Here is a 20085-nt window from a genome sequence, read left to right as displayed (position 1 = left end):
GCATGAGCGCCGCCACCACCACCGGCACCGATCCCGCCGCTGCCGTCGGGGCCGCGGATCCGCTGGTCATCGCCGGGACCGAGCTGTCCTCGCGGCTCATCATGGGCACCGGAGGGGCCACCGACCTCGCCGCCCTCGAACGGGCCCTGATCGCCTCACGCACGCATCTGACCACCGTCGCGATGCGCCGGTTCTCCGCGGACTCCGGCACCTCGATCTTCGCCCTGCTGCAGCGGCTGGGCATCACGGCGCTGCCCAACACCGCGGGCTGCTACACGGCTCGCGACGCGGTCCTCACCGCGGAGCTCGCCCGCGAGGCCCTCGAGACCGACTGGGTCAAGCTCGAGGTCATCGCCGATGAGGACACGCTCCTGCCCGATGGCGTCCAGCTGCTCGAGGCGACCGAGGAGCTGGTCCGCCGCGGCTTCACCGTCCTGCCGTACACGACGGACGACCCGGTTCTCGCCCGCCAGCTCGAGGACGCGGGCGCGGCCGCCGTCATGCCGCTGGGATCGCCGATCGGGACGGGGCTGGGGATCCTGAACCCGCACAGCATCGCGCTCATCGCGGAGCGGGCCGGCGTGCCCGTCGTCCTCGACGCCGGGATCGGCACCGCCTCCGATGCGGCGCTCGCGATGGAGCTGGGCTGCTCCGCCGTGCTCGTCGCGAGCGCCGTCACGAGAGCCCAGGACCCGGTGGCGATGGCGCGGGCCATGGACCTCGCGGTCCGGGCCGGTCGTGCCGCCCGCGGCGCAGGCCGCATCCCTCGCCGCCAGCTGGCGCTCGCCTCCTCGTCCTTCGACGGCCTCATCGAGACCGCCGGCACGAGCCGTGAGGCGGAGTCGCTGTGAGCGGCACAGATGCGGCGGGAGCACCCGGTGCGGCGGACCGCCCGACCGGATCTGCCGCGGACGCCCCTGCCCCGGGCGGAGCGCTGCCGCCGCTGGTCGCGCCCGGCCCCGAGCTGACGCCCGAGCAGGTCGCCCGCTACCGCCGCCAGATCACCCTCGCCCAGATCGGCACCCTCGGGCAGCGCCGCCTGCACGCCGCCTCGGTCCTGGTCGTCGGGGCGGGCGGGCTCGGCTCCCCGGCCCTGCAGTACCTCGCCGGAGCCGGGATCGGCACCCTCGGGATCGTCGACGACGACCTGGTGGACGTCACCAACCTGCACCGGCAGGTCGTGCACGGCATGGACGCCCTGGGCCGGCCCAAGGCCGACTCCGCCGCCGCGGCCGTCGCCCGGATCAACCCCGAGGTGCGCGTGCGGATCCACCGCGAACGCATGGGCCCGGACAACGCCGTGGAGCTCCTGGGCGGCTACGACGTGGTGCTGGACGGCACCGACAACTTCGCCACCCGCTACGTCGTGGCCGATGCCAGCGAGATCACCGGCGTGCCCGTGGTCTGGGGTGCGATCCTGCGCAGCCACGGTCAGGTCAGCGTGTTCTGGCCGGGGCGCGGCGCCCACTACCGCGATGTCTTCCCCGAGCCGCCCGCCCCCGGCGAGGCGCCGTCCTGCGCGGAGGCCGGGGTGCTGGGGACTCTGCCGGGACTGCTCGGCACGATCATGTCCACGCAGGTCATCCAGCTCATCACCGGAACCGGGGCGCCGCTGGTGGGGCAGCTGCTGCTGTGGGACGAGGCCACCAGCACCACCCGCACCCTGCGCATCGCCCCCGATCCCGGGCGCGCACCGGCGACCCGGGTCGAGATCCCCGCCGCGGCCGATCCCGCCTGCCGGATCGGCGGACCATCGCCGGAGGAGACCCTGCAGGCCGCCCAGCTGCGCGCGCTGCTGGGCCCGGCGGATGCCGATGCAGGCGCCGAGGGCGCCGTCCGCGGGGAGATCACCGTGGTCGACGTGCGCGAGCCGTGGGAGTTCGCGGCCGGCGCGATCGACGGCGCGGTGAACGTGCCGCTGCAGCAGGTGCTCGACGAGGGCGCCGCGGCGCTGCCCCGCGGCGACGACGTGGTGCTGTACTGCCAGGGAGGCGTGCGCTCGGCCCGCGCCCTCGAGCGGCTCCGCCCGGACTGGTCGCTGCGCGAAGGGCGCCTGCGCCACCTCGACGGCGGCTACCAGGCGTGGAGCACCGGCACGGAGGGATGAGGCGCGCAGGGCGTCGGCCGGGAGGTGTTCCCGCGGGAACGCCTCCCGCGCGGTGCGCGCCTCCGCTCTGAAGGCCGCCGGCGAGCGGTGGCGGGGTGCGGCGCCCGGCTCAGAAGTACTCCGCGGGCAGCGTCCCGCGCAGCCAGGCGAGCTCATTGTCACGGATGAACACGGACAGCGACTCGTCCACGCCCATCCCGCCCTCCGGGCCGAGCCAGCTGTCGAGGATCTCCACCAGCGCCCGGGCGGTCTCGATGGACGGGGTGCTCACCAGACGGTCCCAGGTGTCGACGAAGCCGCCCGGGCTCGGGACCTCGCGCACCAGGTGATGGATGTACTTCGCCCCCGGCATCAGGCGGTGGTCGGCGGCGAGGGCGGCGCGCGCCGCGGAGAGGGCGAGATGCGTGGAGGCATGCTGCAGCAGGAACGGGTCGCCGCGCTGCTCGGCCTGGCGCAGGAAGTAGCCGCCGTGCAGATGGGCCTGCGCCAGATGGGAACGGACCCGCCCCGCCCAGGCGTCCTTCGACAGCAGCGGGATCGCGGAGACGAGCGTGGGCAGCTCCTCGCAGCGCGAGAAGGCGATGCGCGCACCGGCGAACGAGGCGCGCGTCGGGTCGTCGCCGGTACGTGCCGCGGCGCGCAGGTAACCGAGGCTCGCCGCCTTCACGTCGATGTACGAGCCGGGGTAGTCCAGGCCGGTGCGATCGGTCCATGCCCAGCGGTCCTCCCGGCCCAGCTGCTCGAACCGTGCGGCGTCGAGCACCAGGTACACGTCGACATCGGAGTCCTCGCGCTCGGTGCCGCGCGCCAGCGATCCGACCAGCACGACGCCCAGGACGGCCCGGTCCGCGGCGACCTGCTCGACATAGGCGGCGAGGGCTCGTTCCTGATGCTCCATGCGGGCTCCTGTCCCCGGTTCTGCTGTGCAGTCTGTCGTGGTCAGCTCTCTGGTTTCCCAGCGCCGGCGACCTCGTGCCGATTGTCGCCTGTGCGTGGATCCGTGCCGGGCATGGGGCCGCCGTGGATCAGCGTCGCCACGACGCCAGCCGAGCAGCTGACTCCTGGGCGGTGACAGATCCGGTCGCGACACCGATGACCAGGTCATACGCGTCATCGTCAGGGGCGTCGAGGTCTGTGGAATTGATGTCGTAGAACACCGCCACAGCCAACCAGCCGAGTCTCCTGTTCCCGTCGACGAGCGGATGGTTCCGCACGACCGACTCGAGGAGGACTGCAGCCTTGAGGTCGAGGCTCTCATAGGCCTCGCGGCCGAAGAGGGTCGTCGAAGGCCGATGAGCTGCCGATGCCAGGAGTCCGAGGTCGCGCACGGGACCGACCCCCAGGTCGAGAATCAGGTCAAGAAGATCCTCCAGGGTGAGGAACGCGGTCACTCTCCGAGTCGCCTCAGGAGATCGGCGTAGCGGTCACGCGCACGCTCCGAGGCCGCGCTCACCCGGGACGCATGGTCCCGTCGTTCCACGGCTTCGCGAATCGCGAGAATCACGGCGCCCTGGCGGCTCGTCCCGGACTGCTCCGCGAGTTGAGCGAGCCGCTTCTCATCGTCGTTGCTGAGGCGAAGTGTCATGGCCATATCCGGATGATACCAATCTGGTATCAGGATGTCAGGTCCCAGTCGTCACATCACGGCGCCGATGTGCCAGGGGATGAACTCCTCCAGACCGTAGCCCAGCTCTTCGCTCGCGGACTTCCTCCCCGAGGCCAGGTCGAGCAGGGCGTGGTAGATCTCCAGGCCCTTCTCCTCGATGGACACGTCGTGCTCGACCATCTCGCCGGCATCGATGTCCATGTCGTCGGTCATCCGCCGGAAGAGGTCCGAGTTCGTGGCGACCTTCAGCGTCGGTGCGGGACGGCTGCCGAGCGCCGAGCCGCGGCCGGTCGTGAAGCAGATGAGGTTCGCGCCGCCGGCGACCAGCCCCGTGACGGAGACGGGGTCGTAGCCGGGGGTGTCCATGAAGCCGAAGCCGCGGGTGCCGATCTTCTCCGCGTACCGGTACACCGCTGCGAGCGGGGCGTGCCCGCCCTTGGCGACCGCGCCCAGGGACTTCTCGAGGATCGTGGTGATCCCGCCCTCCTTGTTCCCGGGGGAGGGGTTGTTGTCCATGCTCGCGCCGGTGGTCTCGGTGTACTTCTCCCACCAGGCGATCACATCCAGCAGATCCTGGGCGACCTCCGGATTCTTCGCACGGACCACGAGCAGGTCCTCGGCTCCGTAGATCTCCGGGGTCTCCGCGAGGACGCTCGTGCCGCCCTGGGCGACGATGAGGTCCGAGGCGTATCCGAGCGCCGGGTTCGCGGTGATGCCGGACCAGCCGTCGGAGCCCCCGCAGTTCAGGCCCAGCACGAGTTCGGAGACGGGCACGTCCTCGCGGGTCACGTCCGCGACCTGCGGGAGCATCTGCTCGATCGCAGCGATGCCGGCCTCGATCGTGGCCCGGGTGCCGCCGGTGCCCTGGATGGTCATGCGGACCATCGGCAGATCGCGGGCGGGCTTGTTCGGCCCGGTCTCGAACTCGGCGAACAGCTGCTCCATCTGATTGACCTCGCAGCCCAGCCCGATCGCGAGCACCCCGCCCACATTGGGGTGGTCGGCGTAGCCGAGGATCGTCCGGCGCAGGATGTCCATGCCGTCGCCGGTCGGCGCCATGCCGCAGCCCAGGTCATGGGCGAGAGGGAGGACGCCGTCGACGGTGTCGGGGAGGATCCCGGCCCGTTCGACCCGGTCCGCGATCGCCCGCACGACGGTCGCCGAGCAGTTCACGGAGGCGACGATCGCGATGTGGTTGCGGGTCGCGACCCGGCCGTCGCCGCGGCGGATCCCGCGGAAGGTGCGGCGCTCGGGGAGCGCAGGCGGGCTCCACGGCCTGGAGCTTCCGGCCTCTGCCGCACTCGTCGCCGCATGGGCGGAGAACTCCAGATTGTGCGAATGGACGTGATCGCCGGGGGCGATCGGCGCCGTCGCGGTGCCGATGACGTGGCCGTACTTGCCCAGGCTCTCGCCGACGGCCCTCGGACGCACCGCGACCTTGTGGCCCCGCGGGACGTCGACGGCGACCCGGACGGACCGGCCGCCCACCGGGAGCTCCTCGCCGGCGGCGACGTCGCGCAGCGCGATCGCGACATCGTCCCCGTCGTGGAGGAGCCGCAGCGCGGCGATCTGCTCGGCGCTCATGCCGTCGCCCGGTCCGTGACCGGTTCCGGGTAGGACGCGAGGGGAAGGCGGTAGGCGAGGTCGATCGCAGTCTCGATCGCCTCGTCCTCCTCGAGCCGGTGCTCGGCGACGAGGCGCGCGAGATAGCCGGCGTCGATACGACGGGCCAGGTCGTGGCGCGCGGGGATCGAGGCGTAGGCGCGCGTGTCGTCGACGAATCCGGACATGTTCGCGAAGCCCGCCGTCTCCGTCGCGGTCTCGCGGAAGCGGCGCATGCCGTCAGGGGAGTCGAGGAACCACCACGGGGCGCCCAGGCGCACCGACGGATAGGCGCCCGCGAGCGGTGCCAGCTCCCGCGAGAAGACGGTCTCGTCCACCGTGAACAGGATGCAGCGGAAACGGGGGTCCAGACCGTGGCGCTCGAGCATCGGCCGCAATGCGCGGGTGTACTCCGTGGCCACCGGGATGTCGTAGCCCTTGTCCTGGCCGTGCCGGGCGAGGATCTCGCTCTGGTGGTCGCGCAGCACGCCCGGGTGGATCTGCATGACCAGGCCGTCCTCGCAGGACATGCCCGCCATCTGCAGCAGCATGTGGGCGGCGAAGGCTTGGGCCTCCGCCGCGGTGGGCTCCGCCCCGGCGAGCACGCGGGCATACAGGGCCGCGGCCTCCGCCTCGTCCATCGGATGCGTGTCGGCGGACAGGTGCCCGTGGTCGGTGGCCCGGGCGCCGGCGGCCACGAAGGCGCGGCGGCGCTCGCGGAGCGCCTCGAGGAAGCCCGCGTAGGTGTCGGTGTCGATGCCGGAGACCTCCGCGAGCGTCGCGATCTCCTCGCGCCATGTGGACCGCTCCAGCTGCAGGACCCCGTCGGGGCGGAAGGTCGGCACGACCCGGCTGCCCAGGCCGTCCGCCGCCAGACGGGCATGCACCGAGAGGTCCGAGGAGGCCGGATCCGTCGTCGAGATGATCTCGATGCCGAAGGAGTCCAGGAGCGCGCGGGGCCGGAACTCGGGGCGGGCGACCGCGGCGGCGATCTGGTCGTAGATGCGGTCCGCGGACTCGGACGAGGGCTTCTCCGTGACGCCGAAGACCTCGACCAGCTCGTGCTCGAGCCAGAAGCGGGACGGAGTGCCCCGGTACAGGTGCCAGTTCTCGCAGAAGGTCCGCCAGATCTGCCGCGAGTCCGTCTCGACGGGGCCGCCGTCGCGCCGCGGCACGCCGAGGGACTCGAGCGGGATCCCCTGCGAGGCCATCATCCGGGTGACGTAGTGATCCGGGACGATGAGCAGCTGCGCCGGGTCCGCGAAGGGCTCGTCGTCGGCGAAGACGGAGGCCTCGACGTGGCCGTGCATCGCCACGATCGGCAGCGGAGCCGTCTGCTCGTGGATCCGCACCGCGATCTCGCGGACTCCGGGCTCAGCCGGAAGGGCGCGATGCGGGTGGAGGGTCCAGGGCGCAGCGGCGGGACGGGACGGGGACATGCCATCTCCTTCGACGGGGCGACGCCTCGGGAGGAGGCGATGCGTAAACGGTTGCACATCCGGGGAGGAGAGCGCAAGATGGTGAGGGCGCAAACGGTTGCCATCCCGTAGGCTGTACCGCCACGCCACCCGCCGGCGACCGACGACGAGGAGGTCCGATGCCCACGACGCTCAAGGACGTCGCCGCGCTCGCCGGCGTCTCCGTCGCGACCGCCTCGCGCGCCCTGCAGGGCGTGGACCGCATCGGAGAGGCGACCCGGGAGAAGGTCCGGGCCGCCGCCGCGGAGCTCCAGTACACCCCCAACCGCACCGCGCGGGCGCTGAGCACAGGGCGCACGGGGACGCTCGGGCTCATCGTCCCGGACCTGCTGAACCCCTTCTTCCCGGCCGTCGTGAAGGGGGCACAGGCCCGGGCGCGCGAGCTGGGCATGCAGCTGCTCCTGGCGGACACCGACGAATCCCCCCAGGCGGAGCTGCCCCTCGTGAGGACCCTCGCCCCGCAGGTCGACGGCGTGATCCTCTGCTCGAGCCGTCTGGACGAGCAGGACCTGGACACGGCGGCGGGCCTGGCCCGCACCGTCCTGGTCAACCGCGAGCACGGCTCCCTCCCCTCGATCGTGCTGGACCCCGGACCGGGGGTGGCGGCGACCCTGCGTCATCTGCGCGCCCTGGGCCACCTGCGCATCGGCTACGCCGGTGGGCCGGCGACTTCGAGCGCCGACGCCCTGCGTCGGACGAGCCTTCATGAGACCGCCCGGGAGCTGGGGCTGGAGCTGCGGGACCTCGGCTCCCACACCCCGGATGCCTCGGGCGGCGCCGCCGCCGCGGAGCAGGTCCTCCTCGCGCGGCCCGATGCGGTGCTCGCCTACAACGACGTGATGGCGCTCGGGATGATCGACCGGCTGCGCGGATTCGGCCTCGCGGTGCCCGCGGATCTCAGCGTCGTCGGCTGGGACGACATCGAGTTCGCGGGGATGGCCCGCCCCGCCCTCTCGACCATCCGGGTACCTCGCCGTGAGGCGGGCTGCGCGGCCGTGGACCTCCTCGCCGCGCTCGTGCGCGGCGACTCCGTCACCAGCCGGCGCCTGGGCACCGAGCTCGTCCTGCGCGCCAGCACGGCGCGGGCCCACGGATCCGCCCGCGCCCCCGGGCGCTCCCCCGTGGACGTCGCCCGCCCTCCCGCCCCGACCCTCGTCGACGCATCCCGGCTCGGCGTCGACGCCCCGCCCGACCGCACCGATCCTCAGGAGCAGCACACGCCATGACCCGACTGGACCGCACCTCCTTCCCGACCCTCGCCCCCCGGGCGGACCTCGTGCTGCCCGCGCACCTGCCGGAGCAGGGCGCGTCCTCCGGCATCGTCCACCTCGGCATCGGCGCCTTCCATCGGGCGCACCAGGCGGTGATCACGCAGCGGGCGATCGAGGCGACCGGAGACGACTCGTGGTGGATCACGGGCGTCACGCAGCGCTCCGCCTCCGTCCGCGACCAGCTCGCGCCGCAGGACGGGCTGTACACGGTGCTCGAGAAGTCGCCGGAGGGATCCCGCGCCCACGTGATCGGCACGGTCCGGGAGGTCCTCTTCCCGGCCGAGCAGCAGGAGCGCCTCGACGCGCTCCTGGCCGATCCCGCCCTGCGCATCGTCACCCTCACCGTCACCGAGAAGGGGTACCGTCGCCGCGGGGACGGACGTCTCGACCTCGAGGATCCGCTGGTGGCCGCGGACATCGCCGGGGGGAGCGGGGCGGCTCCCGTCTCCGCCGTCGGCCGCCTGGCCCGCGGGATGCAGGGCCGGATCCGCGCAGGCGGCGCCCCGCTGACCGTCGTGTGCTGCGACAACCTCACCGCGAACGGCGAGGTGCTCTCGCGCCTGGTGCGGGACTTCGCCGCGGCCCTCCCCGCCGCGGAGGCGGAGGAGCTCACCGCCTATCTCGACGCGCACGTCCGCTTCCCCTCGACCATGGTCGACCGGATCGTCCCCGCGACCACCGAGGCGGACCGCGCCGAGGGCCGCGGGATCCTCGGCCTCGAGGATGCCGGCCTCGTCGTCGCGGAGCCCTTCCTCCAGTGGGTGATCGAGGGCGACTTCGCGACCGACCGCCCCGCCTGGGAGCAGGGCGGGGCCCAGATCACGCAGGACGTCGCCCCGTTCGAGCTGATGAAGCTGCGCACCCTGAACGGCGCCCATTCGACGCTCGCCTACCTCGGCGCCCTGCGCGGGCACGAGACGATCTCGGCGGCCGTCGGCGATCCCCAGGTCCTCCAGGCGGCCCGGGACCTCATCGCCGAGGACGTGATCCCGACGCTCACGGCGCCGGACGGCACCGACCTCGTGGCCTACGGGGAGACGGTGCTCGAGCGCTTCGCGAACCCGGCCCTGGCCCACCGCACCGTGCAGATCGCGATGGACGGCTCGCAGAAGCTGCCGCTGCGTCTGCTCGGCACGCTCCGCGATCGCCGTGCGGGAGGCGCGGAGCCGCGCGCCGCCGCCGTGGGCGTCGCCGCCTGGATGGCATACATCGCCTCGGACCTCCCGCTGGACGACCCGATGGCGACCCGTCTCGCCGACCTCGCCCGCGGCCGCACCGACCCCCGGGTGATCGTCGAGAACCTCCTGGGCGTGCAGGAGATCTTCGGCGAGGACCTCCCCGAGGACACCTGGCTGCGCAGCACCCTGCGCGACGAGGTCGCGCGGCTGCGGGCGCGCTGAGGACGGATGCCGCCATGAGACCCCCGTACAGCCCCGTCGTCGACTCCGCTCCCGCGAGCGTCGCCCTCATCGGCTCCGGATGGCGCGCCGAGTTCATCCTCGGCGTGATCGCCGCGCTGCCCGAACGCTTCGAGCTCGCGGGAATGGTGGTGCGGACCCCGCAGAAGGCCGCTCGCATGTCCGCCGAGTTCGGGGCGCCGGCCTTCGCCACCCTCGAGGAGCTGCTCGCGCACAGGCGCCCCGACTTCCTCGTCCTGTCCGTCCCGCGCACGGCCGCTCCCGACCTGATCGTCCGAGCCGTCCGCGCCGGCCTGCCGGTCCTCACCGAGACCCCGCCCGCGGACACCGACGCGGACCTCACCGCCCTGTTCCGGGCCGTGGGTGCTGACGCCCCCGTGCAGGTCGCCGAGCAGTACCATCGGCATCCGCTGATCGCCGCGCAGATCGCGATCGCCCGGTCCGGGAAGGTCGGAACCGTGCGCGAGGCGCGCGTGTCGATCAGCCACGAGTACCACGCGATCAGCATCATGCGTCGCGTGCTCGGGATCGGCTTCGAGGACGCGACCATCACCGCCCATCGTCTCGATGCGCCCCTGATCGGCGGTCCCGGCCGCAGCGGCGACCCGCAGGAGGAACGGATGCTCTCGGCGGAGCTGACGCTCGGCATCGTCGACTTCGGCGACCGCTTCGGCGTCTACGACTGGGCGCCCGCGTAGAACCGCTCCTGGATCCGGCGGACCCACCTCCTGGCACGCGGGGAGCGCGGCGAGATCGACGGGCTCGAGGTGCGCTACCTGCAGGACTTCCGGACGCCGATGCAGTGCGCGATCCGGCGCGTGGACACCGGCCAGTTCACGAACTTCGAGGGTCACTACCTGCGAGGACTCGTCCTCGGCGAGGAGTGGATCTATGAGAACCCCTTCGCCCCGGCGCCCCTGATCGACGACGAGATCGCGGTCGCCTCGTGCCTGGCGGGGATGACGGAGCTCGTCCGCGGCGGGCACGGCTTCTACGGCCTCGCCGAGGCGTGCCAGGATCACTACCTGGCCGGTGCCGTCCTCGAATCCGCGCGGACCGGGAGGACGGTGCGCACGAGCCGTCAGGTCTGGGCCTGAGCGATCCTGCGGCGGCCGGATCCCGGCCGCCCGGCCGGGCTCGCCAGGACCACAGGTCCGATCAGAACGGCCAGACGATCGGCACGAGGACGGTCGCGATGACGAAGTACAGGGCCATGCACGGCAGCCCCAGCTTCCAGTAGTCGCCGAAGCGGTAGGCCCCGGGATCCTGCACCATGAGGTTTCCGGGTGTCGCGACCGGGGTGAGGAACGAGGCGGCACCGGCGATGGTGATGCCCATCATCATCGGCAGCGGGGACACCCCCGCGTTCTCGGAGACCACGACCGCGACCGGGGCGACGATCAGCACGGTCGCGAGGTTGCTGAGGAACTGGCCCAGCACCAGCACGATCAGCACGATGCACACCAGCAGCAGACGGGGCGAGCTCGCCCCGAACGTCGCCACGAGCGTGTCCGAGACGAGGTCCGCGGCTCCGCTCGTCTGGATCGCCGTGGACAGGGGGATCATCCCGGCCACGACGATGATGGTGGTCAGCGAGATGGAGTGCTGCGCCTGTGCGAAGGACAGCACGCGGGAGACCACGAGCACGGCTGCGGCGATCATGACCACGATCGCCGGGGGCAGCAGCTCGAGCGCGAGCACGACGCACATGACCACGAGCACGGCGACGGCGACATAGGAGCGCGCCCCCAGCCGCACCGACTGCCGCCGGATCAGGTCCGGATCATCGACGCTGAGGACGCCGCTGTGCCCGGCCTTCCGCTCGAGCGCATCCCAGGCTCCGCGCATCAGCAGCACGTCGCCCACCTGCAGCGTCCCGTGGTCGATGGATTCGCCGCCACGCCGGAACGAGGTGACGATCAGGTCCCCGGACTCTGTGCGCATGCCCCGATGGACCTCGTCGCCCAGGAACGGGGAGCGCGGCGGGATGACGATCTCCACCACGCCCTCCTCGTAGGTCAGGTCCGTCTCGCCGCTGCGCAGCCCGTGCTCGGCCGCGAGCACGCGCGCGTAGTCGGACAGGTCCCGGGGGGCGTTCTCGGGATGGCGCGCGGGCAGCAGCACCGGCCCCAGGAGCACGCAGATGAGGATGACTCCGACGAGCATCGGCACGCCGACGATCGCGAACTCGAAGAAGCCGAAGGGCCGCGATCCCGTCTCGACCGACAGCTCGGAGACGAGCACGTTCACGGGGGTGCCGAGCATGGTCAGCATCGACCCGGCGTGCGCGGCGAAGGCCAGCGGCATGAGCATCTGCGAGGGGGAGACGCGCGTGCGTGCGGCGAGCATGACCCCGACCGGGACGAGAGCGGCGACCGCGCCGTTGACGCTGATGAACGCGGTCAGCAGAGCCGTCATGATCATCAGCGCCACGAGCACCTTCGCGCGGCCGTCGCCGATCCTCCGGGTCAGCTGCTGACCCGCCCAGGCCGTCACCCCGGTCGCATCGAGCGCCTCGCTGACCACGAACAGCCCGGCGAGATAGATGACGATCGGGTCGCCGAAGCCGGCGAGGGTCTCCTGCAGGGAGTTGGTCCCGGTGAGGTAGAGGGAGAGCGCCACGCCGAGCGCGATGATCGCCGGGTTCAGACGGTTGGTGAGGAAGGCGATGACCGCCGCCACGAGGATGACGGCGGTCCAGACCAGCGGTGTCAGCACAGGCGTCCGTTCAGAGCGTGTCGAGCTGCTCGTCGATCTTCGTGATCCGCGGGATCTCCGGGTGCATGATCCGCTCGCCGCGGGCGACCACCATCCATGGCTCCGCGAGGTTGCGGAACGTGCTGCGGGGGTCCTTCTCGAGGACGACGAGGTCGGCGCTGCGTCCCGGCTCGATCGAGCCGGTCACGGCGTCGATGCCGAGGATCTGGGCGTTGACCTGCGTCGCCGCATGGAGAACGGCGTCCGCCGAGAGGTCGGCGTAGCGCCGCAGGAGGTCCATCTCGCGCCAGTAGTTCGAGTGCGTGACGAAGCTGACCGAGGAGTCGGTGCCGACGCCGACGCGGATCCCGTGCTCGACCGCGGTGCGGATGCCGGAGAGCATCTCCTCGAGGATCATCTCCGCGTTGGCCTTGACGACCGGATCCGCGCCGCTCTTCTCGAGCGGGAGCTTCACGATCGGGAGGCAGGCCTGCAGCGTGGGGATGAGGGCCGAGCTCCCGCGCAGGGAGGCGGGGTTGTCCAGGAACAGCTGGATGATCTCCTCGCTCATCGCGCTGCCGTGCTCGATCGTATCGACCCCGGCGCGCAGCGCGGCGGCCACGCCCTCCGCGGACTGGGCATGGGCGGCCACGAGGATCCCGGCCTCATGCGCCACCTCGCAGATCGCCCGCATCGAGGCCTCGGGCATCTCCGGCTTGCCGGCGTAGCCGATCTCCTTGGCGTCGCTGACCCCGGCGGTCGCCGCGATCTTGATGGCGGAGACGCCGGCCCGCACGGCGGCCTGCGTGTGGGCACGGGCCTGCTCGGGCGTGTCGCAGATATGGGCGATCTGCGGGGCGCCGTGGCCGTCGGTGATCGCCATGAGCGGTCCGGAGGCGAGCACCCGCGGGCCCACCTGCTCGCCCCGTTCGATGGCCGCTCCCGCCTCGACGACCTCGTAGCCGACGTCGCCGACGCTGCGCAGCGTGGTCACTCCCGTGTGCAGCTGCGTGCGGAGGTTCGTGCGGGTGCGCTTGCGGACCAGGGCGCTGCCGGCGAAGGAGCGCATGAACCAGGCGACGTACTTCTTGGTGGCGGGCTTGGTGAGGATCGGCGCGAGGACGGTTCCGTCCGCGAACAGGTGCGCGTGCGCGTTGATGAGACCGGGGATGACGTAGCGCCCGGAGGCGTCGATCCGGGCCATGGCCGCGGGGATCTCGACCTGATCGGCGGGTCCGGCCTGGGCGATCGTCCCGGAGGAGTCGACCACCACCGTCCAGTCGGCGTGAGCGGTGCCGGCGGCATCGCCGGTGAGGACGGTCGCGCCGAGCAGGGCGAAGGGAGTGATCATGGTCCGATCCTTGCACTCCTCAGGATCTGCGTCCAGCGGGACGCCCCCGTCGCATCACGGAATCGACCTGCGCAAACGCTGATCCATGGGATCAGCGGTGCGCGAGGCGGCGGTACGGTATGCCCCATGCATCCCGTTGTCCCGACGGCTCCTGCCGCTCCGTTCCTCCGGGGGCGCCTCCGATGAGCGCCCGCGCCTCTGCGGCCCTCCCGCAGCCCGAGGCCGCGGTCGCCCGGACCGGGCGCCGATCCTGGCAGTCCCGGATCCTCCTGCTCGCCGTCGCCGTGTTCGTGGTGGTCATGGTCGTCCGCCTGCACGGGCGGATCGACCTGCACCAGGTCACGGGCGCCCTGGGGCGTCTGCCCTGGTGGAGCCCCGTGGTGCTGATCGGTCTGCTGGTCGTGCGGCAGGTCCTCAACGCGGCGCCGCTGGCGATCTTCCTGCCGGGGGCGGGCCTGTACCGGAGCACCATCAACGACCTGTCCGCGGCGACGACCTCCGCCTTCGCGCCGCCGCCCAGCGACATGGTGCTGCGCGTGGCGATGTTCCGCACCTGGGGCATGGATCCGAACCAGGCGCTCGCTGCGACGACGATGAACGCGATCACGTTCTTCATCGGCCGCTTCTCGGCGCCCATCCTGGGCTTCGCGCTGCTGCCGCTCCTGCATGTTCCCCCGGGGCTGCGGCTCCTGGACGCGGTGAGCATCGCGATCGCGGCGCTGCTGGTCGCCGGCGTCCTGCTGGTCGTGCGCGGCCAGGGCTGGGCCGCGGCCGTGGGCCGGGGAGCGGGGCGGGCGGTCCGCCTGGTGCGCCGGCGCACCGATCCGGAGGCCTGGGCGCGGACGATGCAGGAGTTCCAGGGCAATCTGTCCGAGGGGGCGGAGCGCCGCTTCCCGCAGGCCATGCTCGCGACATACGGCGTGCTCGTGGTGGACCTGCTGATCTTCACGGCCTCGTTGCGAATGCTGGGGGTGGGGGCAGGCGAGGCGCCGCTCGTCGAGGTCGCCGCCGCCTACCTGTTCGCGTATCCGCTGACGATGTTCCCCGCGCAGGGGCTCGGCGTCATGGATTCGGCGATGCTGGGCTCGCTCGCGCAGACCGCGGGGCCGGGAACGGTCGAGCCGTCGATCGCGGCGGCCATCGTCTGGCGGACGGTCACGGTCGCGGGTCCGTTCGCGCTGGGTCTCATCGCGATGCTGCTGTGGCGCCGGGATGCGGCCCGCCGGGGGCGAACCGGGCGCTGAGGAGCTGCTCGAGGCGCTGGCCCAGCAGCATGAGCACGAGGGCGACCACCAGGGCGAGCACCGCCTGCCCGGTGCGGGCCGCGCCCAGGCCGATCTCGCCGCTGGAGCCCAGGCTCCCCATGAGCACGACCGCCGTCGCGATCGACGCGACCGCCCACGGTTCCTTCTTCACGAGGCTGAGGGCGACGGTCGCCACCGCGGCGACGGCGAGCGCGGCGAGGTCCAGACCCAGGCTCCCGACCATGCTGATGAGGACCGCGATCGCGCTGCCGAGCGCGGTCGCGCCCACGTAGAGCAGGGGGCGCGTCCAGCTGCGCCCGGTCGGGACGCTCATGAGGCAGAAGGCGAGCACCGCCCACTTCGCCCGCGGCAGGTCCCATGCCTCGCAGACCGCCAGCAGGAGGCAGCAGCCGAGGGCGAGGACGACGCCGTGGACGACCGCGGCGGGGACGGCGACCGGCTCCGGCTGCGGGGTGACCTTCGCGAGCGCGGCGATGCCGATGAGGAATGCTGCCCCGAGGGCGACGCCGAGAGCCGCGAGCAGGGGGCTCGCCTGCGGGGAGACGGTCGCGTAGAGCACGAAGATCGCGGGCAGCACGGCGACGGCCCGGGCGCTGCGGGTCGCGAAGAATCCCTGGACCGCGCACAGGATCACGAGGACCAGCAGCTGGGCGACCAGCGACCCGGCCGCGAGGACGCCCGCACCGGCCGTGAGGGCGCTGGTCGCGGCGACCAGGATCTGATCGCGGCGCTCGAGGCTGCGGACGGTCGCCGTGGTCAGGACGATCCCGAGGTAGACGCCGATCGCGAAGCCGCCGCCCGCCAGGAGAGCGGCGGCTCCGACCGGAAGCAGCGCGGCGACCACGAGCACGGCGGAGAGCGCGATGAGCCGGACTCCGCTCAGGGGTGCGCCGTCCATGGATGATCCGCCTTCCGCCGTCCCGATCTCGATCGGTGCCATCCTGTCATGCCCCTGGCCTGCCCTGGAGCTCGCGGCCCGTGCCCGGCGACGGGTCAGCCGATCTGTACGGGGGCGCCGGGGCCCCAGGGGATCCCGAGCAGGAACCAGGCGACGTACAGCACGGTCCAGATCACCAGGATCGCGATCGTGTACGGGAGCATGAGCGCGATGATCGTGCCGATCCCCGCGTCCTTCTTGTAGCGCTGGGCGACGGTGACCATGAACGGCAGGTAGACCATGAGCGGGGTGAGCACGTTGATCGGGGAGTCGCCCACCCGGTAGGCGGCCAGCAGCGTCTGCGGTGCGACGTCGAGGCTCGCGAAGATCGGGATGAACACGGGGGCGAAGATGACCCACTTGGGCACGAGGCCGGGGAGGATGAAGTCCAGCAGGACGATCACCAGGATGAACGCGACGAGCAGGACGATGGCGGGCACACGGGCCTGCTGGAGAGCCTCGGCAGCGCTCGCCGCGGCGATCGTGGGCAGGTTCGTCCAGGAGAACAGCGCGATGAACTGCGCGATCATCAAGAACATGACGAGCAGCCCGCCGAGGCTCGCGAAGGTCTTCGCGATCGCGCCGACCGCTGCCGAGCCGCCGCGCAGGGTCCGGGCCCCGGCGCCGTAGGCCATGCCGCACACGAGGAACGCGAGCGAGATGAGGAACACGAGGCTCGCCATGAACGGGGTCGTGCCGATGATGTCCCCGGTCTCGGGGTCGCGCAGCGGCGCCCCGGGCGGTGCCACGAGCAGGGCCACGAGTCCGATGAAGGCGAGCAGCGCCCACAGCGTGAAGCGCAGGCCGCGGGCCTCCGCGGCGTCGTCCACCGCCGGCTCGTCCGCGGCATCGGACGCGAGCTCCGCGCGGTCGTAGGCGCCCAGACGCTTCTCGGTCACCAGCACGGTCACCCCGAGGACCACGAACGTCAGGACGATCGAGGAGGCGATCGCGAAGTAGTAGTTCTGCGTGACCTCGATGGGCGCCATGCCGGCGGAGGTGAGGACCTCGTTGGTGATCTCGGTGAGCATCGAGTCGCTCGGTGTGATCAGCAGGTTCACGCCGAACACCGCGCCCACCGCGGCGAAGGCCCCTGCCAGACCGGCCAGCGGGTGCCGGCCGACCGTGAGGAATGCGGCCGCGGCGAGCGGCACGAGGATCAGGTAGCCGGCGTCGGTGGCGACGGACGACAGCACGCCCACGAAGATCAGGATGAGCGCCAGCCAGCGTGGCGGGGCGACCTTGACGACCTTGCGGATCAGCGCGCCCATGAGACCGGCATGCTCCGCGACGCCCACACCGGCCATCGCGATGAGGACCACCGCGACCACTCCGAAGCCGGCGAAGTTATCGACGAACGATTCGAAGAAGAAGCGCAGCCCCTCGATCGAGAGGAGGTTGCGGACCTCGAAGGTCTGCTCGGTGATGATGTAGTCGGGAACCGACGCCGGCGCTCCGGTGGTCGAGTCGTAGATCCCCCAGGTTCCGCCGAAGTGCTCGTTCACCTGCTGGAACTCGTCGTGTGGAACGGGGGTGACGACCTCGTCGGTGACGGAGACGCCCGCCCACGAGAGGATCGCGGAGAGGACCGCGATCACTCCGATCAAGTACACGAACATGATGGTCGGGTCGGGAACCTTGTTCCCGACCTTCTCGACCCAGTCGAGGACGCCCCCGCGCGGGGCGGCATCGGCGGCGACGGCCATCCACGACTCCTTCGGGCCTCAGGATCCTCGTCGAGGGAGGTTCTCATCGCCGAGTATGGACCTGCTGAGGACGTGCGATCAAGCAGCGATTCCGCCTCTGGGAGAGGGGTCGAGGGATTCGCTCCTGATCCGCGCCGGGCGGAGACCCGCGGCGGAGCCGCCCGGCGCGCCCTCCGCCTCAGAACCGGTGGCTGCCGGGGCCGACCTCGTGACGCGTCCCGTCCGGGAGCACGACGGAGGCGCGGGTGCCCTCCGGGATCGTGGTCTCGAGCGAGAAGGGGCCTTCGGCCGGAGCGGACCAGGAGACCTCGATGCGGCCTGCGACCGAGTCATAGGCGCCGCGGGCCCAGTCGATCCCCGGGCCCGGGACGGGCTGGATCAGGATCTCCGCGTAGCCCGGCGCAGCCGGGCGGATCCCGAGCACGACCTGGTAGATCCAGTCCGCCACGGCACCCAGCGCGTAGTGGTTGAAGCTCGTCATCTCGCCCGGGTTGATCGAGCCGTCCTCGAGCATCGAGTCCCAGCGCTCCCAGATCGTGGTCGCCCCCATCGAGACCGGGTAGAGCCAGGAGGGGTTCCCCTTCTCGAGCAGCAGCCGGTAGGCGTCCTGGACATGTCCCGTCTCCGACAGCGCCCAGGTGACGAAGGGGGTGCCGGCGAAACCGGTGGAGACGCGGTACCCGGCCTCCGCGACGACCTCGGCGAGGCGGGCCGCGGACTTCTCCCGCAGATCCTCCGGCAGCAGGTCGAAGGCGATCGCGAGGGAGTAGACGGTCGCGCAGTCGGAGAGGATCCGTCCGTCCTGCTCGACGTAGGCCTCCAGGAAGGCGGCGCGGGTCCGATCCGCGAGCTCCTGCCAGCGCCGGGCTCCGTCCTCCTCGCCGATGAGCTCCGCGGCGCGGGCGGCGAAGCGGGCGGAGCGGATCAGGCACGCGGTCGCGACCACGCCCTTGTCGGCCTTCGCATCGGCGGGGGCGTGCGGGGAGGCATCGGGGTCCAGCCAGTCGCCGAACTGGAAGCCCCGGTCCCAGAGGCCCGATCCGGACAGGGCGCGCTCCACGGATTCGAGGTGCAGGACCATGCCGGGGTACTGGGCCCGCAGATGATCGAGGTCGCCGTATGCGGTCCACAGCGCCTCGGCGACCCAGACCGCGGCGTCGCCCCAGACGGCGGTGGCTCCGGACCACTCGTCCTCCGGGTTCTCCTGCTTCGGGACCTCGGAGAACTTGAGGATGTCGGGGACGACGAACGGGACGAAGCCCCGGGGGTTCGCGGCGGTCTCCGCGGCGAGGTCCAGCAGCCAGGAGTGCAGGAAGGCGTCGACGTCGAACTGGTAGGCGGCGGTCGCGGCGTAGGCGGCGATGTCTCCGGTCCAGCCCAGCCGCTCGTCCCGCTGCGGACAGTCGGTCGGGACGGCCAGGAAGTTCCCGCGCTGGGACCAGACCGAGTTGGAGACCAGCTGGTTCACCCCGGCGTGGGAGCTCTCGAACCAGCCGGTGCGATGGATGTCGGAGTGCACGACGACGGCTTCGATCGCGGCCGGGTCGAGCTGGCCGGGCCAGCCGGTGACCTCGGCGTAGCGGAAGCCGTGGAAGGTGAAGGTGGGCTCGAAGGTCTCGCCCGCAGGGTCGCCGGAGAGGATCAGGCGGTCCGTCGCGGCGGCGCTGCGCAGAGGCCGAACGCCCAGCTCGCCGTCCTCGAGCACCTCGGCGTGGCGCAGGGTGATCTCGGTGCCGGCGGGTCCGGTGACGGTGAAACGCAGCCAGCCCACGAGGTTCTGGCCGAAGTCGAGGATCGTCTTCCCGGACGCCGTGGTGATCACCTGCTCGACTGCCCGGGACTCGTGGCGGACGATCAGCGGGGAGGACTGCTCGATGAGGGTTCCGCGGTCGATCTCGGCGACGGCGACGGGGCGAGGGGCCCCGGCTTCGCGGCGACGGTCCTCGTGCTGGCCCTGGTAGATGCTGACGAACGTGACGGCGGTGGTGGTCGCGGTCCAGGTCTCGTCGGTGAGGACGGTCTGGACGGCGCCGTCGCGGTAGGTGAGCACGAGTGCGGCGAGGAAGGCGGTGCGCTCGCCGTAGTTGACGCCGCCGCGGAAGCCCATGTTGCCGCGCCACCAGCCGCCGGCGAGGTCGGCGCGCAGGGTGAGCTCGGCGCCCGCCGCTCGGGCGAGCTCGGTGACGTCGAAGCGCTGGACCTGGAGGCGGGATTCGTACACGGTCCAGCCGGGGTTCAGGACCGAGGTCGTCGCCGGCTCGCCGTCGATGCTGGGCTCGTAGACGCCGTGAGCGGTGGCGAGCAGCTGTGCGGAGGCGATCTGCGTGGCGTCCTGGTCGAGGGTGACGGTCCGGGACAGGGCGTGCACGTCGGTCACCGCATGGGGGAGGGAGTCGGGGGCGGTGATGGCGAGGGCACCGTCGAGCACGTCGAGGCCGACGGCGTCGAGGGCGGGGGACGGGGCGGGGGCGGTGGTCATGGCGTGGTCACCTCGTGGTCGGGGGCTCGGCGGCGGCCCGGTGCCGGGATGCGCGCGGCAGGTGCTGCGTCGAGCAGAGAGCGGGAGGGGCAGAGGGCGGGTGGGAGCGGCGGCGGGCGGGGCGGCGGAGTCCGCGAGCGAGGACGGCGTGCGGGGTGCAGCCGCGGT

At 72.1% G+C, this 20085-nt stretch carries 17 protein-coding genes; 7 read left to right on the top strand and 10 right to left on the bottom strand.

The window, feature by feature from the left end:
* The first annotated feature begins 2 nt into the window (after positions 1 to 2).
* Positions 3 to 851: a thiazole synthase gene (locus tag ACFFF6_RS01940; protein ID WP_376977717.1), complete on the top strand. Its 849-nt coding sequence runs from the start codon at positions 3 to 5 to the stop codon at positions 849 to 851.
* Entirely contained in the window at positions 848 to 2107 is a 1260-nt protein-coding gene (locus tag ACFFF6_RS01935; RefSeq protein WP_376977715.1) for a ThiF family adenylyltransferase, read from the top strand. The genes ACFFF6_RS01940 and ACFFF6_RS01935 overlap by 4 nt, the downstream gene beginning before the upstream one ends.
* 109 nt (positions 2108 to 2216) lie before the next feature.
* Here ACFFF6_RS01935 and ACFFF6_RS01930 read toward each other — a convergent pair whose 3' ends face one another.
* From ACFFF6_RS01930 to uxaC, 5 genes are all read right to left on the bottom strand, one after another.
* Positions 2217 to 3005: a nucleotidyltransferase domain-containing protein gene (locus ACFFF6_RS01930; RefSeq protein WP_376977713.1), complete on the bottom strand. Its 789-nt coding sequence runs from the start codon at positions 3003 to 3005 to the stop codon at positions 2217 to 2219.
* Positions 3006 to 3132: 127 nt separating this feature from the next.
* Positions 3133 to 3498 carry a type II toxin-antitoxin system death-on-curing family toxin gene (locus tag ACFFF6_RS01925; RefSeq protein WP_376977712.1) on the bottom strand — a complete coding sequence of 122 codons (366 nt, stop codon included), beginning with the start codon at positions 3496 to 3498 and terminating at the stop codon, positions 3133 to 3135.
* Entirely contained in the window at positions 3495 to 3698 is a 204-nt protein-coding gene (locus tag ACFFF6_RS01920; protein WP_376977710.1) for a CopG family transcriptional regulator, read from the bottom strand. The genes ACFFF6_RS01925 and ACFFF6_RS01920 overlap by 4 nt, the downstream gene beginning before the upstream one ends.
* 45 nt (positions 3699 to 3743) lie before the next feature.
* The gene (locus ACFFF6_RS01915; protein WP_376977709.1) at positions 3744 to 5297 is read right to left on the bottom strand and encodes a UxaA family hydrolase; all 1554 of its coding nucleotides are present in this window, start codon (positions 5295 to 5297) and stop codon (positions 3744 to 3746) included.
* Positions 5294 to 6754: a glucuronate isomerase gene (gene uxaC / locus ACFFF6_RS01910; RefSeq protein WP_376977707.1), complete on the bottom strand. Its 1461-nt coding sequence runs from the start codon at positions 6752 to 6754 to the stop codon at positions 5294 to 5296. Before uxaC ends, ACFFF6_RS01915 begins: the two co-directional genes overlap by 4 nt.
* Before the next feature lie 158 nt (positions 6755 to 6912).
* On the opposite strand from uxaC, the gene ACFFF6_RS01905 reads away from it, so the two are divergent.
* From ACFFF6_RS01905 to ACFFF6_RS01890, 4 genes are all read left to right on the top strand, one after another.
* Positions 6913 to 8019 (top strand): LacI family DNA-binding transcriptional regulator, encoded by a 1107-nt coding sequence (locus ACFFF6_RS01905; RefSeq protein ID WP_376977705.1) that lies wholly within the window; start codon positions 6913 to 6915, stop codon positions 8017 to 8019.
* Positions 8016 to 9464, top strand: a complete 1449-nt coding sequence (locus tag ACFFF6_RS01900; protein ID WP_376977703.1) for a mannitol dehydrogenase family protein — start codon at positions 8016 to 8018, stop codon at positions 9462 to 9464. Before ACFFF6_RS01905 ends, ACFFF6_RS01900 begins: the two co-directional genes overlap by 4 nt.
* A gap of 14 nt (positions 9465 to 9478) precedes the next feature.
* Positions 9479 to 10180: a Gfo/Idh/MocA family protein gene (locus tag ACFFF6_RS01895; RefSeq protein WP_376977702.1), complete on the top strand. Its 702-nt coding sequence runs from the start codon at positions 9479 to 9481 to the stop codon at positions 10178 to 10180.
* A 69-nt stretch (positions 10181 to 10249) separates the two neighbouring features.
* A complete protein-coding gene (locus ACFFF6_RS01890) occupies positions 10250 to 10579 on the top strand; it encodes a hypothetical protein (RefSeq protein WP_376977699.1) in 330 nt (109 codons plus the stop codon).
* A 61-nt stretch (positions 10580 to 10640) separates the two neighbouring features.
* On the opposite strand, the gene ACFFF6_RS01885 is transcribed toward ACFFF6_RS01890, so the two are convergent.
* Both ACFFF6_RS01885 and ACFFF6_RS01880 read right to left on the bottom strand, forming a co-directional pair.
* Complete coding sequence (locus ACFFF6_RS01885; protein WP_376977697.1) at positions 10641 to 12200, bottom strand: SLC13 family permease; 1560 nt, start codon at positions 12198 to 12200, stop codon at positions 10641 to 10643.
* A 10-nt stretch (positions 12201 to 12210) separates the two neighbouring features.
* Positions 12211 to 13530, bottom strand: a complete 1320-nt coding sequence (locus ACFFF6_RS01880; RefSeq protein WP_376977696.1) for an amidohydrolase family protein — start codon at positions 13528 to 13530, stop codon at positions 12211 to 12213.
* Between the two features lie 182 nt (positions 13531 to 13712).
* Here ACFFF6_RS01880 and ACFFF6_RS01875 point away from each other — a divergent pair, with 182 nt between their 5' ends.
* Positions 13713 to 14774, top strand: coding sequence for a hypothetical protein (locus ACFFF6_RS01875; RefSeq protein WP_376977694.1), 1062 nt, complete (start codon positions 13713 to 13715; stop codon positions 14772 to 14774).
* On the opposite strand, the gene ACFFF6_RS01870 is transcribed toward ACFFF6_RS01875, so the two are convergent.
* From ACFFF6_RS01870 to ACFFF6_RS01860, 3 genes are all read right to left on the bottom strand, one after another.
* Positions 14716 to 15693 (bottom strand): FUSC family protein, encoded by a 978-nt coding sequence (locus ACFFF6_RS01870; RefSeq protein ID WP_376977692.1) that lies wholly within the window; start codon positions 15691 to 15693, stop codon positions 14716 to 14718. The two genes, ACFFF6_RS01875 and ACFFF6_RS01870, sit on opposite strands and share 59 nt — an antisense overlap.
* A gap of 95 nt (positions 15694 to 15788) precedes the next feature.
* The gene (locus ACFFF6_RS01865; protein ID WP_376977690.1) at positions 15789 to 17438 is read right to left on the bottom strand and encodes an AbgT family transporter; all 1650 of its coding nucleotides are present in this window, start codon (positions 17436 to 17438) and stop codon (positions 15789 to 15791) included.
* A 178-nt stretch (positions 17439 to 17616) separates the two neighbouring features.
* Positions 17617 to 19917, bottom strand: coding sequence for a family 78 glycoside hydrolase catalytic domain (locus ACFFF6_RS01860; protein WP_376977688.1), 2301 nt, complete (start codon positions 19915 to 19917; stop codon positions 17617 to 17619).
* Positions 19918 to 20085: the final 168 nt, after the last annotated feature.

It is taken from the genome of Brachybacterium hainanense, from assembly GCF_042434575.1.
Lineage (GTDB): Bacteria > Actinomycetota > Actinomycetes > Actinomycetales > Dermabacteraceae > Brachybacterium > Brachybacterium hainanense.
Note: the sequence above shows the minus strand (reverse complement) of the source record. Positions and strands in the feature narration are given on the sequence as shown.